This window comes from Pseudomonas sp. zfem001, assembly GCF_032621725.1.
In the GTDB taxonomy this organism is placed as follows: domain Bacteria; phylum Pseudomonadota; class Gammaproteobacteria; order Pseudomonadales; family Pseudomonadaceae; genus Aquipseudomonas; species Aquipseudomonas sediminis.
Genome location: NZ_JAVYJI010000001.1, coordinates 1,150,570 through 1,165,090, shown reverse-complemented (window position 1 = coordinate 1,165,090; position 14,521 = coordinate 1,150,570). Strand labels below are relative to the sequence as shown.

The following is a 14,521-nucleotide window of genomic DNA, read 5'->3' as shown; positions in this document are numbered from 1 at the left end:
GCGGCCGGGCGTCTGCTCACTCACGGGCGCCGGCTCCAGCCGCCCTTGGGCGCTGCGAAACGCCAGACGATGGGGCGTTCTTCACCATCGGCGCGGGTCTGGCTGCCGTTGTCGACGCCGATCCAGGCGCCGTCCTTGTCGATCCACAGTGCTTCGGCCATGCCATAGTTGGGCGTGTAGCGGCGTGGCTCGGTCAGTGCCTCGGCGGCGAATGACCAGCAGATATCCGCAATACCGTCGCTCAGCGTACGGCGGCAGATACGATGAGCCTGGCGTTCCAGAGTGAAGATTTTTTCGCCGAAATAGGCCAGACCGGAGAAGTCGCGAGGGGCCGAATGGCCGCCGAGGGCTTCCGGGGAGGGTTCATCACCGCTTTCGCTGGTCAGCACGCAACCGCCCGTGCAGCGCCAGCTGCTGCCGCGCCGATGCAACACGGTCAGGCCGCGACGACGTTGTTCCGCTGCCAGCCACAAGCGCTCGCCTGCCGGGTCGATGGCGATGCCTTCGAAGCCCTGGTTGAAATGCAGCAGCATGCCGCTGGCGCGCGCCTGGCGTACCAGGCCGCTGGGCAAGTTGAGCCACTGTGCGTTGCCGTTGCTGCTGACCTGCAACACGGCGGCACGGGTTTCGCTGACCAGGTAACGGTTGCCCTGCGCATCGCACGACAAACCTTCGAAATCCAGCTTGCCGCCGCGTACCAGGCCAGCCGCCCAGTTGCGCATGCGCAGCCCCCAGGGCAGGGTGTTCTCGGGTGGTTCAGGGGCGACGAAGGTTTCTGCCTCGGCGCGCAGCAAGCCCTCCTCACGGTGCAGTTGGTAGATACGGTCGTCGTCGCGGTCGGACACCGCCCATATCGTGTCGCCACACATGGCCAAGCCGGACAGGTTGCCGCTGGGCATTTCCGTCACCGGGTATTCCGCCTGCAGCTTCAGCTCTTCCAGCACCACTGGCTCGGCGTGCGCGACGCCGGCCAACAGACCGAGTGCAAGGAGGTGGTTGCGCATCAGGCCAGTACCTCGGCCAGGTTGCCCTTGGTTTCCAGCCAGCTCTTGCGATCACCAGCGCGCTTCTTCGCCAGCAGCATGTCCATCACTTCGCGGGTGCCTTCGAAATCATCCAGGGTCAGCTGCACCAGGCGCCGGGTGTTCGGGTCCATGGTGGTTTCGCGCAGTTGCGGCGGGTTCATCTCGCCGAGGCCCTTGAAGCGGGTGACCTGCGGTTTGCCGCGGCGTTTCTCGGCCACCAGGCGGTCGAGGATGCCGTCACGCTCGGCGTCGTCCAGGGCGTAGAAGATCTCCTTGCCCAGGTCGATGCGGTACAGCGGCGGCATGGCCACGTAGACATGCCCGGCATCCACCAGCGGTCGGAAGTGACGAACGAACAGGGCGCAGAGCAGGGTGGCGATGTGCAGGCCATCTGAGTCGGCGTCAGCGAGGATGCAGATCTTGCCGTAGCGCAGCTGGCTCAGGTCGCTTGAACCCGGATCGATGCCGATGGCGACGGCGATATCGTGCACTTCCTGGCTGGCCAGCACTTCGCTGCCGTCCACTTCCCAGGTGTTCAGGATCTTGCCGCGCAGCGGCATGATGGCCTGGAATTCCTTGTCGCGCGCCTGCTTGGCGCTGCCGCCGGCGGAGTCACCCTCGACCAGGAACAGCTCGCAGCGCAGCGGGTTCTGCCCCGCGCAGTCGGCCAGCTTGCCGGGCAGCGCCGGGCCCTGAGTGATCTTCTTGCGTTCGACCTTCTTGCCCGCCTTGAGGCGGCGGCCGGCGTTGCTGATGGCCAGTTCGGCCAATGCCAGGCCGGTTTCCGGGTTGGCGTTGAGCCACAGGCTGAAAGCATCCTTAACCACGCCGGAGACGAAGGCGGCGGCCTCGCGGGAGGACAGGCGTTCCTTGGTCTGGCCAGAGAACTGCGCGTCCTGCATCTTCATCGACAAGACGAACGCGATACGCTCCCAGACGTCTTCCGGTGCCAGCTTGACGCCGCGCGGCAGCAGGTTGCGGAACTCGCAGAACTCACGCATGGCATCCAGCAGGCCCTGACGCAGGCCGTTGACGTGGGTGCCGCCCTGCGCAGTGGGAATCAGGTTGACGTAGCTTTCCTGTACCGCGTCGCCGCCTTCGGGCAGCCACAGCAGGGCCCAGTCCACCGCCTCCTTGTTGCCAGCCAGGGCGCCGCAGAAGGGGTCGACGGGCAGGCGTTCGAATTCGCTGACGGCGTCGACCAGGTAGGAGCGCAGGCCATCTTCGTAATGCCACTCGACTTTCTCGCCAGCGGCCTTGTCCTCGAAGGTCACCGACAGGCCCGGGCACAGCACGGCCTTGGCCTTGAGCACATGTTTGAGGCGGCTGACCGAGAACTTGAAGGAATCGAAATACTTGGCATCCGGCCAGAAATGCACGCTGGTGCCGGTGTTGCGCTTGCCGACCGTACCGATGACTTCCAGGTCGCTGGCCTTGAAGCCATCGGCGAAGCTCATCTGGTACTCGTTGCCATCACGCTTGACGGTGACCACCACGCGGGTCGACAGGGCGTTGACCACGCTGATACCGACGCCGTGCAGGCCGCCAGAGAACTGGTAGTTCTTGTTGCTGAACTTGCCGCCGGCGTGCAGCTTGGTGAGGATCAGTTCGACCCCCGGCACACCTTCTTCCGGGTGGATGTCTACCGGCATACCACGGCCGTCGTCGAGCACTTCCAGCGAGTTGTCCTCGTGGAGGATCACCTGGATCGACTTGGCGTGCCCGGCCAGGGCTTCGTCGACGCTGTTGTCGATGACTTCCTGAGCCAGGTGGTTGGGGCGCGTGGTGTCGGTGTACATGCCCGGGCGCTTGCGCACCGGGTCGAGGCCGGAAAGGACTTCGATGGCGTCTGCGTTATAGGCGTTCTGCTGGGCCATAGGGTCTCTTGTTCGTCAATTGAATGCGGAAAAGTCGGTATCACGCCAGAGTGTGGCGTTAATACCGGCAAAAGCGAAGAGGGTCGGCAGGCGTTCGGCGAAACCCTGGAAACTGTGGTCGCCACCGGCCTGGATGCGCAGGGCGCAGGCGCGGTAATAACGCTCGGCGTCGCGGTAGTCGAGGGTCTCGTCGCCGGTCTGCAGCCAGACCTGGTAGCGCGCAGGGTCATGCGGTGCCGGGGCTTCGAATTCGGCCAGGGCGTGGACGTGATCCTCGGTCAGGTCCCAGGTCTCGTCGCTGTAGTAGTTCTTTTGCGGGCCCAGGTAGCCGTCGAAGCGCAGGTGCGGCTGCACGGCCGGGTTGATCAGCAGGGCCTTGAGCCCGTGCTGCTCGGCCAGGTAAGTGGCGTAATAGCCGCCCAGGGAGCTGCCTACCAGCAGCGGCGCGCCGAGTTCGCTGATCAGCGCCTGCAACTGCGCCATGGCCTGGCGTGGATGATGGTGCAGGGCCGGTACGCGCAACTGATTTTCCAGGCCAAGATGGGCCATGGCGCGGCTCAACTGGCTGGCCTTGTGCGAGGCTGGCGAGCTGTTCAGGCCGTGTATATAGAGGATGGATGCGGTCATGGAGCGGGAGGCTACTCGTCCGGGGCCTCAAGCTGCAAGCTTCAAGCTGATTGGGGGTATGTCAGTAGCCCTTGACGCTGTAGTCCACTTCGAAATCAATGCCGGTGACGCGCGACACGCCGGTGTCCAGCCTGCCGTCGGCATGCAGGCACAGCCAGCGATAGCCGGGGGCGTCACTGCCCACCTGAAACTCCTCGCTGCCCGGTGCGAACTGTACGCAGGTCGAGGGCGAGGCGAGCAGGCGCAGGTTATCGCGCATCTGGTCGAACTCCTGGTGGATATGCCCCCAGAGCACGGCCCGCGCCTGCGGGTAACGTTCAAGGATGGCGAACAGCGCATCGGCGTTACGCAAGCCTATGGGCTCCATCCACTTGCAGCCGATGGATACCGGGTGGTGATGCAGGCAGATCAGGTGATGGCGCTGCGGTGCTTCGCTGAGGGCGCGTTCGAGCAGTTCGAGTTGGCTGTCGGCAAGAAAACCGGGCACGGCGCCCGGAATCGAGGAATCGAGCAGGGTAATGCGCCAAGCCCCGAGGTCGATCACCGGCTCCAGTAACTCACTGTCTTTGCAGGCGGCCTGCATCGGCGGGGTTTCATCGTGGTTGCCGGCCAACCAGCGAGCCGGGGCGGCAATGGCCGAGGTGAGTTGGCGAAAGCGCTGATACGACGCAACGCTGCCGTCCTGAGAAAGATCGCCCGTGGCCAGAATCAGGTCTATCTGCGGCTGCTCCAGCTGCACCCGCTCGATCACCCGTTGCAGGCTGTCGCACGTATCCATGCCCAGCAGCTTGCCGTCCGCTTCGGCGAACAGATGGCTGTCGGACAACTGCACCAGCAGGACCGAGGATTCAGTGGATGGGGCGGGCAGGCTCGGCAAGACCATCTCCTAAGGCATTATCGAGTGAATTATGGTGGTTGCTGCGGCAAAGGGAAAACCCGGGAAGCGGACGCAGATCACAGAAAAAACGCCGAGAGCGTTTTTGACGTGGCTTGCGCTAACCCCCGGCAATGAAAAACCACGCCAGCAGAACAGCTCCGCATATCGGCCAGGCAGTGCAAAGCTTGATTGCGGGGGCTACATCACCGGCTGTGGCTCGTGCCCGCACGCCAGGCAATGGCTCAGCCACTCGCCAAGGAACAGGTTGAGCTGACTCTTTTCATCCGGTTGATGCATCGCCGCGTTGGGGTAGGGGTAGCGTATGTGCAGGCGCCGCGCGTTCTCGGCGCTGACCACTTCGGCCATGCGCGCATCGTGATACACCCGCACCTCCAACTGTGGCACCGGTAGCCAGGGCAGGCTGTGTTCCTGGCGCACGCGCAGGGTGGTGGTATAGGGGCAGCTTTCCAGTACTTCCAGCGCCAGGATGCCGAGCAGGTGCTCGCCCTGGCTCAGGGCTACACGACGGCTTTGCGTGTGCTCGCGCATGTCTGGCAGTAGACGCATCAGGCGCGCGTAGTTAGCCTCGCAAGCCGCTTGCAGCTCGATCAGATCGACCCGATAGCGCTCGCGCAGCAGATTCACGACCACATCCCCCGCACTTCATCACGGTTCAGCGCCAGCCATTGCAGGGCGATGATGCTGGCAGCGTTGTCGATACGGCCGTCGCGCACGGCGGCCAGCGCATCTTCCAGCGGCATCACCTGTACCCGGATGTCCTCGCCTTCTTCGGGCAGACCATGCACACCGCCGGCACCTTCACTGCTACAGCGACCGACGAACAGATGCACGCGCTCGTCCGAGCCGCCGGGCGAGGGGTAGTACTGGGTGATCGGCCACAGCGACGTCAGGGGCAGGTCGGCTTCCTCGATGGCCTCGCGACGCGCGACCTCCTCGGGCTCTTCGTCCTTGTCGATCAGACCGGCGACCAGTTCCAGCAGCCAGGGGTTGTTGCTCTTGTCCATGGCGCCGACGCGAAACTGCTCGATCAGCACCACTTCATCGCGCTGCGGATCGTATGGCAGCACGCAAACGGCATCGTGACGCACGAACAGCTCGCGGGTCAGTTGCGGACCCATGTTGCCGGCGAACTGGCGATGGCGCAGCTTGATCCGGTCGAGGCGATAGAAACCGCGAAAGCAGTTCTCGCGCTCGATGATGTCGATGTCGTTCTTGTCCATGCTTACTCCAGATGGTCGTAACGGGCCAAACTGCGGCCCGTTACCTGTCACACTAGCGAGCATAGCGCTGTCAGATCAAGCTTCCATGACGGCCTGCTATACGCGTTGGTAGAGCTGGCTGCCCTGCGCCTTGAATTCCTCGGCCTTGGCCTGCATGCCCTGCTCGGCATCCAGATCGACGGCGTCGATGCGCTGCTCCTTGGCGTATTCACGCACTTCCTGGGTGATCTTCATCGAGCAGAACTTCGGCCCGCACATGGAGCAGAAGTGCGCCACCTTGGCCGAATCCTTCGGCAGCGTCTCGTCGTGGTAGGCGCGCGCGGTGTCCGGGTCGAGGCCGAGGTTGAACTGGTCTTCCCAGCGGAATTCGAAACGCGCCTTGGACAGGGCGTTGTCGCGGATCTGCGCGCCGGGGTGGCCCTTGGCAAGATCGGCCGCATGGGCGGCGATCTTGTAGGTGATGATGCCGGTCTTGACGTCATCCTTGTTCGGCAGGCCCAGGTGCTCCTTGGGCGTGACGTAGCAGAGCATGGCGCAGCCGAACCAGCCGATCATCGCCGCACCGATGCCGCTGGTGATGTGGTCGTAGCCCGGTGCGATGTCGGTGGTCAGCGGGCCGAGGGTGTAGAACGGCGCCTCGTCGCAGCATTCCAGCTGCTTGTCCATGTTCTCCTTGATCAGCTGCATCGGCACGTGGCCGGGGCCTTCGATCATGCACTGTACGTCGTGCTTCCAGGCGATTTTGGTCAGCTCGCCGAGGGTTTCCAGTTCACCGAACTGCGCTTCGTCGTTGGCGTCGGCAATCGAGCCCGGACGCAGGCCATCGCCCAGCGAGAAGCTGACGTCGTAGGCCTTCATGATTTCGCAGATGTCTTCGAAATGGGTGTAAAGGAAGTTTTCCTTGTGGTGCGCCAGGCACCATTTGGCCATGATCGAGCCGCCACGCGAAACGATACCAGTGACGCGCTTGGCGGTCAGCGGCACATAGCGCAGCAGCACGCCGGCGTGGATGGTGAAATAGTCGACACCTTGTTCGGCCTGCTCGATCAGGGTGTCGCGGAACAGCTCCCATGTCAGGTCTTCGGCGATGCCGCCGACCTTCTCCAGCGCCTGGTAGATTGGCACGGTGCCGATCGGTACCGGCGAGTTGCGGATGATCCACTCGCGGGTTTCGTGGATGTGCTTGCCGGTGGACAGATCCATCACGGTGTCCGAGCCCCAGCGGATGCCCCAGGTCAGCTTGGCCACTTCTTCTTCAATCGAAGAGCCGAGCGCCGAGTTGCCGATATTGCCGTTGATCTTCACCAGGAAGTTGCGGCCGATGATCATCGGCTCCAGCTCCACGTGGTTGATGTTGGCCGGGATGATGGCGCGGCCACGGGCGACTTCGCTGCGCACGAACTCGGGAGTGATTTCTTTCGGAATGCTGGCGCCGAAGCTATGGCCGGCGTGCTGCTCATTGAGCAGGCCGGCTTCACGCGCCTCGGCCAGCTTCATGTTCTCGCGGATGGCGATGTATTCCATCTCGGGGGTGATGATGCCCTTCTTGGCGTAGTGCATCTGGCTGACGTTATGCCCGGCCTTGGCCCGGCGCGGGTTACGCACATGGGCGAAGCGCATCTTGGTCAGCTCGGCATCGTTGAGGCGGCGCTGGCCGAACTCGGAGGACAGACCCGGCAGTTTCTCGGTGTCACCGCGGTCTTCGATCCAGGCGCTGCGCACATCGGCCAGGCCCTTGCGCACGTCGATGGTCACGTTCGGGTCGGTGTAGGGGCCGGAGGTGTCGTAGACGGTGACCGGCGCGTTGATCTCGCCACCGAAGTCGGTAGGGGTCACGTCCAGACTGATCTCACGCATCGGCACGCGAATGTCCGGGCGCGAGCCCTGAACATAGATTTTCTGCGAACGAGGGAAGGGCTTTACCGACTGTTGATCGACCTGTGCAGATTCACTCAGGTTCTTTTGTTGTTGTGCGCTCATCAAGGCTCTCTCCGGGATAGATGTCGGAGTTGGAACCTGAGCGGACGAAGGGCGTGAGATGCACCAAGGGCGGTGCCGAGAGGACTCGCCGATCTACTGGCGAGGACATCTTGTTCCCTACGCAGGCCTTAACCTGATCAGGTTCAACGGGATCCGGCAGCTGCCAATCTCAGCCCCGCATTTGGGGCACCCCGACAAGAACTCGGGCAGTCTAAACAAGCTGGTGGGAGAAAACCAACTCGACGGTCAATAAATATCGACCCGTGCGTCGGAAAACGACTGCTGGCGCGGCGAATGATGGATTGTTCCCGACGAGCAACATAGCTTGCCGCCAGCTAGACTGATGCTGCCCATGGCGCTCTTGACCCCCGCCTGCGGCGCCCCGTAGCCTTGCCGATTACCGCCTATTCAAGGATCGACAACCATCATGTTGCGCAGACTTTCCCTGGCAATCGCCGTGGCCGCCGCTTCGGTGGGCCTGGTTCAGGCCGCAGAGGCCCCGCTGTCGAGCAAGACCGACCTGGTCACCGTGTATCAGGAAGCGGCGCAGAACAATGCCGATATCGCCGCCGCACGCGCCGACTATCAGGCTCGCCGTGAAGTCGTGCCGCAGGCACGCGCTGGCTTGCTGCCCAACCTGTCTGCTGGCGCCAATTACGGCGACACGCGCACTGAAATCGATTCGCCGAGCGCGACGATCTCGCGCAGTGGCCTGGTGTACCAGGCCAACCTCAGTCAGCCGCTGTTTCGCGCTGACCGCTGGTTCCAGCTGCAGGCGGCCGAGGCCACCAGTGAGCAGGCCGCACTGGAGTTGTCCGCCACCGAGCAGAACCTGATCCTGCAAAGTGCTGAAACCTACTTCGCCGTGCTGCGTGCCCAAGACAACCTGGCCTCGACCCGTGCCGAAGAGGCGGCCTTCAAGCGCCAACTGGACCAGGCCAACGAACGTTTCGATGTCGGTCTGTCGGACAAGACTGACGTACTCGAAGCTCAGGCCGGCTTCGATACGGCCCGTGCCAATCGCCTGCTCGCTGAGCGCGCGGTGGATGATGCCTTCGAAGCGCTGGTGACCTTGACCAACCGCGACTACGTGGCTGTCGAAGGGATCGTCCACACCCTGCCGGTGCTGGCGCCGACGCCTAACGACGCGAAGTCCTGGGTCGATACCGCCGCCGCACAGAACCTCAACCTGCAAGCCAGCCTGTACGCGGTGAACGCTGCCGAAGAAAACCTGCGTCAGCGCAAGGCCGGCCACGCGCCGACCCTGGATGCGGTGGCCAGCTATCAGCAGGGCGATAACGACAGCCTGGGTTTCACCAACTCCGGTTCGCCGCTGTCTCCGAGTTACAGCGGTGACGTATCGCAGCGCACCATCGGCCTGCAACTGAACATCCCGCTATACAGCGGCGGCCTGACCAGCTCGCAGGTACGTGAGGCTTATCAGCGTCTCGGCCAGACCGAGCAACTGCGCGAAAGTCTGCGCCGCCAGGTGGTGCAGAACACCCGTAACCTGTTTCGCGCGGTGAACACCGACGTGGAAACCGTACAGGCGCGTCGCCAGTCGATCATCTCCAACCAGAGCGCGCTGGAAGCCACCGAGATCGGCTATCAGGTCGGTACTCGCAACATTGTCGACGTGCTCGACGCCCAGCGTCAGCTGTACAGCGCCGTGCGCAACTACAACGATGCCCGTTATGACTACATCCTCAACAACCTGCGCCTGAAGCAGGCTGCCGGCACCCTCAGCCCGGCCGACTTGGAGGCACTGGGTAGCTTCCTCAAGCCGGACTACAACCCGGACAAGGACTTCCTGCCACCGGATCTGGCCTCTGCCGCCGAGGAGCGCCTGAAGAACAATCAGGATTTCTGAGCCGTTCGCAGCAAACGAAAAGCCCGACGCGAGTCGGGCTTTTCATTTCGGCGATATGGCACGTAGGGTGCGCTGCGCGCGCCGATCTGGCTGATGCTGCGCTACCTGTGTTTGAACCGGGCTAAATCCGTCGTGGCCCGGATGTAATACAGGGGGATACATGCCGGCATGATGCGTGTCCCGGATTGCATCCGGGCTACAGAAGACGCTGCAAGCCCTTCAGCAAACGCTCCAGCGCACCTTGGTTGGCCTTGAGCACGCTAAGGCCGGCCTGAGTCATGCTTTGCATCTCGCTCGGCTCGTTGAGCAATGTTGCAACCCTGTCCGCCAACTGCGCGGCGTTTTCCACCTCGCTCAGGGCGCCGGCCTCACGCAACTGCGCGGCGATTTCCAGGAAGTTGAACAGGTGCGGGCCGCTCAATACCGGTTTGCCCAGAGCTGCCGGTTCCAGCAGGTTATGCCCGCCATTGGCCACCAGGCTGCCGCCGACGAAGGCGATATCCGCCAGCGCGTAGAGAAACAGCAGCTCACCCATGGTGTCGCCCAGCAGCACCTGGTCGCCGGCCTGCACGGATTCACCCGTGGAGCGGCGGCGTGTGGTCAGCCCTTGGCTGATGCAGAGTTCATGGACCGAGTTGAAGCGTTCGGGGTGGCGTGGCACCAGGATCAGTAGCGCGTCCGGCCGCGTCGCCAGTAACTGGCGATGGGCGGCGAGGACGATCTCGTCTTCGCCCGCATGGGTGCTGGCGGCGATCCAAACCGGGCGCTGTTCGGCCTGCCACTGACGGCGCAGCTCGACGGCGCGTTGCAGCAGCTCGGCGTCGATCTTCAGGTCGAACTTGATCGAGCCGGTCACTTCCACGCATTCAGGGCGTGCGCCCAAGGTCAGAAAACGCTGCGCCTCGGCCTGGGTCTGCACGGCGATCAGCGACAGCTCGGCGAGCATCGGCGCGGTGAGCTGGGCGAAACGCGCATAGCCGCGTGCCGAGCGCTCTGACAGGCGTGCGTTGGCCAGCGCCACCGGAATACTGCGCTTGGCGCATTGGTGGATGTGGTTCGGCCATAGCTCGGTTTCCATCACCACGGCCAGGCACGGCTGTACGCGGTCGAGAAAACGCGCGGCGGCCCACGGCAGATCGTAGGGCAGGTAGCAGTGCTGTACGCTGTTGCCGAACATGGCCTGGATGCGCTCGGAGCCGGTCGGTGTCATGCAGGTGACGGTGATCGGCAACTCGGGATAGTGCGACTGCAGCGCGCGGATCATCGGCGCGGCGGCGATGCTCTCACCGACCGATACCGCGTGCACCCAGATGCCGCCGGGCTGCATCGTTGGCAGGCCAAGGGAGAATCGTTCGTTGATACGCCGCGCGTAAGCCGGCGCCTTGCGCGCGCGCAGGGCCAGGCGCAGGGCAATCAGCGGCAGGGCCAGGTGCAGCAGCAAGGTGTATAGGAGTCTGTTCATGGGGGCGCAGCTTAGCGTTGCCAGCCATGCGCTGGAAGGGCGCCTCTAAAAACTACCTGCGTTGTCATCACTGCGTTAAAAACAATCTGGAACGCCAGCCCGGTCAAATGCTCATTTACAACTCGTAAACTGCGCTTTTTCGCTTGTTTTTGCCTTGTGCTGACCGCCTCGCCTACGTTTTTAGAGAGGTGCCCTGGCGGGCAGTCATGCCTGTGGGCGCAGCAGTTCGCGCGTCAGGCAGTCGGCCAGCCAGTTGGCCGCCGGGCCGAGCGCGCCGTCGCGCCGGGTGACGAGCTCCACCACCAGCGGCAGCGGCGCCCAGTCGCTGCGCAGTTCCTGCAGGTGGCCTTGGTAGGTCGGGTACTGCGCCACATGGCGCGGCAGCCAGGCCCAGCCAACGCCGCGTATCACCAGTTCGGCCATCACATAGAAGCTGTCGGCGCGCCATACCAGCGGACTGATCTGCTCGCCGCCGGGATAGTGGCTGTCCTGCGGGGTCATCAGCAACTGGCGATGTTCGGCCAGGTCACGCCGCTCCACGCTGTCGAGTGCAGCCAGCGGATGGTTAGGGCTGCATACCGTGACCATCTCGATGGTGCCCAGACGCTGGCTCTCCAGTTCTCGCGGCATCTGTTCATGATGAAACAGCAGGCCCAGGTCGGCCTGGCGCTGCAGCAGCTTGCGCGCCACGTCACCCTGCGCACCGCTGGAAAGCTGCACCTCAAGTAAAGGAAAGGCATCAGCCAGCGCTTCCAGGCTGGCCAGCACCGGTTGGTAGGGCATGGCTTCGTCCTGTGCCAGACGCAGGCGCGCTTCCTCGCCGCGTGCCAGGCCGAGCGCGCGGCCGTCCAGTCGTTCACATTGCTGCAACACGCTGCGAGCCTGCTCCAGCAGCGCGACGCCTGCTTCGGTCAGGCGCGGCTGGCGCCCACTGCTGCGTTCGAAGAGGGTCACGCCGAGGTCGCTCTCGAGCAGGGCGATGGCGGTGCTGACCGCCGATTGCGCGCGGCCGGTTTGCCTAGCAGCGGCGGAGAAGGATCGACTCTCGGCGGTCAAGACGAACAGTTGCAGCTGATCGAGATTCCAGTTCATGGTCAACCTATCTTTATAGCTGATAGGTAATGACTTTATCCCATCATGGAAGAACTTAGAATCGTGGCCATCTTTTAGGAGTCGCCACCATGCCCGGATACCTCTATCTCGCTATCGCCATCGCGGCCGAGGTGATCGCCACCACCTCGATGAAGGCTATCGACGGCTTCAACAAACCCTTGCCGCTGTTGCTGGTGATCGGCGGTTACGCGATCGCCTTCTGGATGCTGATTCTGGTGGTGCGCACCATCCCTGTGGGCATCGCCTACGCCATCTGGGCGGGATTGGGTATCGTCCTGGTCAGCATCGCGGCGATGTTCATCTATCAGCAAAAGCTCGATCTGCCGGCCGTGCTCGGCATGGGACTGATCGTCAGTGGCGTGGTGGTGATCCAGCTGTTCTCGCAATCGACCGGGCACTGATCGACCGCGGGCGAGGAAGTTGACGGGTTATACTGCGCGCCTGTTTTTCGCCGAGGCCCGTTCATGTCCCAGTCTCTCAGCACCGATGTCCTGATCGTCGGCGGCGGTATCGCCGGCCTCTGGCTCAATGCGCGCCTGCGTCAGCAGGGCTTCGCCACCGTTCTGGTGGAGCGCGGCAGCCTGGGCGGCGGGCAGAGCCTGAAGTCGCAGGGCATCATTCATGGCGGTGCCAAATATGCCCTGCATGGCGCGCTGACCGGTGCTTCCGAAGCTATCGCCGATATGCCGCGCCGCTGGCGCGAAGCGCTGGCCGGCAATGGCGAGCTGGACCTCTCCGGTGTGCGCATCCTGTCCGACGCCCATTACCTGTGGTCGCCCGGTACCCTGGCGGGCAACCTCACCAGCTTCTTTGCCAGCAAGGCGGTGCGCGGTCGGGTCGATCAGGTCAAGGGTGAGCAATTGCCGCCGGCGCTGCAGCACCCGAAGTTCAAGGGCAAGGTCTATCGACTCGCCGAGCTGGTGCTCGATGTGCCTAGCCTGATCGCACGTCTGGCCGAACTGGCCGGTGATGGCCTGCTTGCCGCCGAGCGTATCGAACCGCTGCAGGAAAACGGTGAGCTGTGCGGGTTGATCGTCGACGGTCGCGAGATTCGTGCGCAGCGCGTGGTGCTCAGTGCTGGGGGCGGCAATGCCGAGTTGCTCGCCACGCTGGGCATCGAGCAGCCCGCGCAGCAGTTGCGCCCGCTGCATATGGTGTTGGCCAAGGGCCCGGCACTGAAGCCGCTGTACGCGCACTGTCTCGGCGGTGGGCCGAAGCCGCGGGTCACCGTCACCACCCATCCGGCCGCCGATGGCCAGTGGGTCTGGTACCTCGGCGGCGATCTGGCCGAGGCTGACGGCGTTGCGCGCGACGAAGGCGCTCAGATTCAGGCGGCGCAAAAGGAAGTGGCCTCGCTGCTGCCCTGGGTCGACCAGAGCCAGACGCGCTGGGCTACATTGCGCGTTGATCGAGCCGAGCCCGCGCAGTCGGGCCTGGTGCGCCCGGACAACGCCTTCCTCGCCGAGCAGCAGCGCCTGTTGGTGGGCTGGCCGACCAAGCTGGCGCTGGCGCCGGATTTCGCCGACCGCGTACTGGCCGCCCTGCAGCGGGACAAGATACAGCCGGCTGGCCATGCGCCGTTGCCTGAGCTGCCGCGCCCTGCGCTGGGGCAGCCGGTATGGGAGGCACTGTTGCCATGAGCACCCTGCACGATCTGCATCGCCCGCTGGGCTCCACCGGCTTGCGCGTTTCGCCGCTGGGCCTGGGTACGGTCAAGCTCGGCCGTGATCAGGGCGTGAAGTACCCCAACGGTTTCACCATCCCTGACGATATGCAGGCCCTGGCCTTGCTGCGGCAGGCTCGCGAGCTGGGCATCAATCTGATCGATACCGCGCCGGCTTACGGCGTCAGCGAGCAACGCCTCGGTCCACTGCTGCGTGGCCAGCGCGATGAGTGGGTGATCGTCAGCAAGACCGGTGAGGAGTTCGAGCAGGGCCAGTCGCACTTCGATTTTTCCGCCGCGCATACCCGCCTGTCGGTCGAGCGCAGCCTCAAGCGCCTGGAGACCGACCGTATCGACCTGCTGTTGGTGCACTCCGATGGCAACGATCTGGCAGTACTGCGTGAAACGGGTGTGTACGAGACGCTGGCAGCGCTCAAGCGCGAGGGCAAAATCCTCGGTTATGGGATTTCCGGCAAGACCGTCGAGGGCGGGCTGCTGGCGCTGGAACAAGGCGACTGCGCCATGGTCACTTATAACCTGAGTGAGCAGGGCGAGAAGCCGGTGTTGGACTACGCTGCCAGTCACGCCAAGGGCATTCTGATCAAGAAGGCGTTGGCCAGTGGGCATGCCTGCCTGGCCGAGGGTGTCGATCCGGTGCGGGCCAGCTTCGAGCTGATCTTCGCTCATCCGGGCGTCAGCAGCGCCATCGTTGGCACCATCACGCCCGCGCACCTGGCGGCCAATGTCGCGACGGTCGCGGCGGTTTTGCAGGGTATCCGCTGAGGT

13 protein-coding genes and 1 riboswitch are annotated in these 14,521 nt (G+C 63.8%); of the genes, 4 read left to right on the top strand and 9 right to left on the bottom strand.

Annotated features, from left to right (window positions below; all coding sequences use genetic code 11):
* Positions 1-20 precede the first annotated feature (20 nt).
* The 7 genes from RTH74_RS05500 to thiC form a co-directional block, all read right to left on the bottom strand.
* Positions 21-1,004 (bottom strand): esterase-like activity of phytase family protein, encoded by a 984-nt coding sequence (locus RTH74_RS05500; RefSeq protein WP_316914013.1) that lies wholly within the window; start codon positions 1,002-1,004, stop codon positions 21-23.
* Positions 1,004-2,902: a DNA topoisomerase IV subunit B gene (gene parE, locus RTH74_RS05495; protein ID WP_316914012.1), complete on the bottom strand. Its 1,899-nt coding sequence runs from the start codon at positions 2,900-2,902 to the stop codon at positions 1,004-1,006. The genes RTH74_RS05500 and parE overlap by 1 nt, the downstream gene beginning before the upstream one ends.
* 15 nt (positions 2,903-2,917) lie before the next feature.
* Complete coding sequence (locus RTH74_RS05490; RefSeq protein WP_316914011.1) at positions 2,918-3,529, bottom strand: YqiA/YcfP family alpha/beta fold hydrolase; 612 nt, start codon at positions 3,527-3,529, stop codon at positions 2,918-2,920.
* Positions 3,530-3,590: 61 nt separating this feature from the next.
* Complete coding sequence (gene cpdA, locus RTH74_RS05485; RefSeq protein WP_316914010.1) at positions 3,591-4,412, bottom strand: 3',5'-cyclic-AMP phosphodiesterase; 822 nt, start codon at positions 4,410-4,412, stop codon at positions 3,591-3,593.
* Between the two features lie 192 nt (positions 4,413-4,604).
* Positions 4,605-5,057 (bottom strand): DUF1249 domain-containing protein, encoded by a 453-nt coding sequence (locus tag RTH74_RS05480; RefSeq protein WP_316914009.1) that lies wholly within the window; start codon positions 5,055-5,057, stop codon positions 4,605-4,607.
* Complete coding sequence (locus RTH74_RS05475) at positions 5,048-5,647, bottom strand: NUDIX domain-containing protein (protein ID WP_316914008.1); 600 nt, start codon at positions 5,645-5,647, stop codon at positions 5,048-5,050. Before RTH74_RS05475 ends, RTH74_RS05480 begins: the two co-directional genes overlap by 10 nt.
* Before the next feature lie 96 nt (positions 5,648-5,743).
* Positions 5,744-7,627: a phosphomethylpyrimidine synthase ThiC gene (gene thiC / locus RTH74_RS05470; protein ID WP_316914007.1), complete on the bottom strand. Its 1,884-nt coding sequence runs from the start codon at positions 7,625-7,627 to the stop codon at positions 5,744-5,746.
* A 97-nt stretch (positions 7,628-7,724) separates the two neighbouring features.
* Positions 7,725-7,831: riboswitch (TPP riboswitch) on the bottom strand.
* Between the two features lie 223 nt (positions 7,832-8,054).
* Here thiC and RTH74_RS05465 point away from each other — a divergent pair.
* Positions 8,055-9,497, top strand: a complete 1,443-nt coding sequence (locus RTH74_RS05465) for a TolC family outer membrane protein (protein ID WP_279920869.1) — start codon at positions 8,055-8,057, stop codon at positions 9,495-9,497.
* Positions 9,498-9,693: 196 nt separating this feature from the next.
* Here the strand turns inward: RTH74_RS05465 and waaA are convergent, their stop codons facing one another.
* On the bottom strand, positions 9,694-10,959 hold the full coding sequence (gene waaA / locus RTH74_RS05460) for a lipid IV(A) 3-deoxy-D-manno-octulosonic acid transferase (RefSeq protein WP_316914006.1): 1,266 nt from the start codon (positions 10,957-10,959) through the stop codon (positions 9,694-9,696).
* Positions 10,960-11,163: 204 nt separating this feature from the next.
* The gene (locus RTH74_RS05455; protein WP_316914005.1) at positions 11,164-12,051 is read right to left on the bottom strand and encodes a LysR family transcriptional regulator; all 888 of its coding nucleotides are present in this window, start codon (positions 12,049-12,051) and stop codon (positions 11,164-11,166) included.
* A gap of 89 nt (positions 12,052-12,140) precedes the next feature.
* On the opposite strand from RTH74_RS05455, the gene RTH74_RS05450 reads away from it, so the two are divergent.
* The 3 genes from RTH74_RS05450 (at position 12,141) to RTH74_RS05440 (ending at position 14,518) form a co-directional block, all read left to right on the top strand.
* Positions 12,141-12,473: a DMT family transporter gene (locus RTH74_RS05450; RefSeq protein WP_013713833.1), complete on the top strand. Its 333-nt coding sequence runs from the start codon at positions 12,141-12,143 to the stop codon at positions 12,471-12,473.
* Between the two features lie 63 nt (positions 12,474-12,536).
* A complete protein-coding gene (locus RTH74_RS05445) occupies positions 12,537-13,712 on the top strand; it encodes an FAD-dependent oxidoreductase (protein WP_316914004.1) in 1,176 nt (391 codons plus the stop codon).
* Positions 13,709-14,518: an aldo/keto reductase gene (locus RTH74_RS05440; protein ID WP_420713124.1), complete on the top strand. Its 810-nt coding sequence runs from the start codon at positions 13,709-13,711 to the stop codon at positions 14,516-14,518. The genes RTH74_RS05445 and RTH74_RS05440 overlap by 4 nt, the downstream gene beginning before the upstream one ends.
* Positions 14,519-14,521: the final 3 nt, after the last annotated feature.

Coding starts and splice junctions, on each gene's coding strand:
- RTH74_RS05445 (WP_316914004.1), top strand. CDS start 12,537: ATGTCCCAGTCTCTCAGCACCGATGTCCTGATCGTCGGCGGCGGTATC.
- waaA (WP_316914006.1), bottom strand. CDS start 10,959: ATGAACAGACTCCTATACACCTTGCTGCTGCACCTGGCCCTGCCGCTG.
- thiC (WP_316914007.1), bottom strand. CDS start 7,627: ATGAGCGCACAACAACAAAAGAACCTGAGTGAATCTGCACAGGTCGAT.
- RTH74_RS05455 (WP_316914005.1), bottom strand. CDS start 12,051: ATGAACTGGAATCTCGATCAGCTGCAACTGTTCGTCTTGACCGCCGAG.
- cpdA (WP_316914010.1), bottom strand. CDS start 4,412: ATGGTCTTGCCGAGCCTGCCCGCCCCATCCACTGAATCCTCGGTCCTG.
- RTH74_RS05490 (WP_316914011.1), bottom strand. CDS start 3,529: ATGACCGCATCCATCCTCTATATACACGGCCTGAACAGCTCGCCAGCC.
- RTH74_RS05450 (WP_013713833.1), top strand. CDS start 12,141: ATGCCCGGATACCTCTATCTCGCTATCGCCATCGCGGCCGAGGTGATC.
- RTH74_RS05465 (WP_279920869.1), top strand. CDS start 8,055: ATGTTGCGCAGACTTTCCCTGGCAATCGCCGTGGCCGCCGCTTCGGTG.
- RTH74_RS05440 (WP_420713124.1), top strand. CDS start 13,709: ATGAGCACCCTGCACGATCTGCATCGCCCGCTGGGCTCCACCGGCTTG.
- RTH74_RS05500 (WP_316914013.1), bottom strand. CDS start 1,004: ATGCGCAACCACCTCCTTGCACTCGGTCTGTTGGCCGGCGTCGCGCAC.
- parE (WP_316914012.1), bottom strand. CDS start 2,902: ATGGCCCAGCAGAACGCCTATAACGCAGACGCCATCGAAGTCCTTTCC.
- RTH74_RS05475 (WP_316914008.1), bottom strand. CDS start 5,647: ATGGACAAGAACGACATCGACATCATCGAGCGCGAGAACTGCTTTCGC.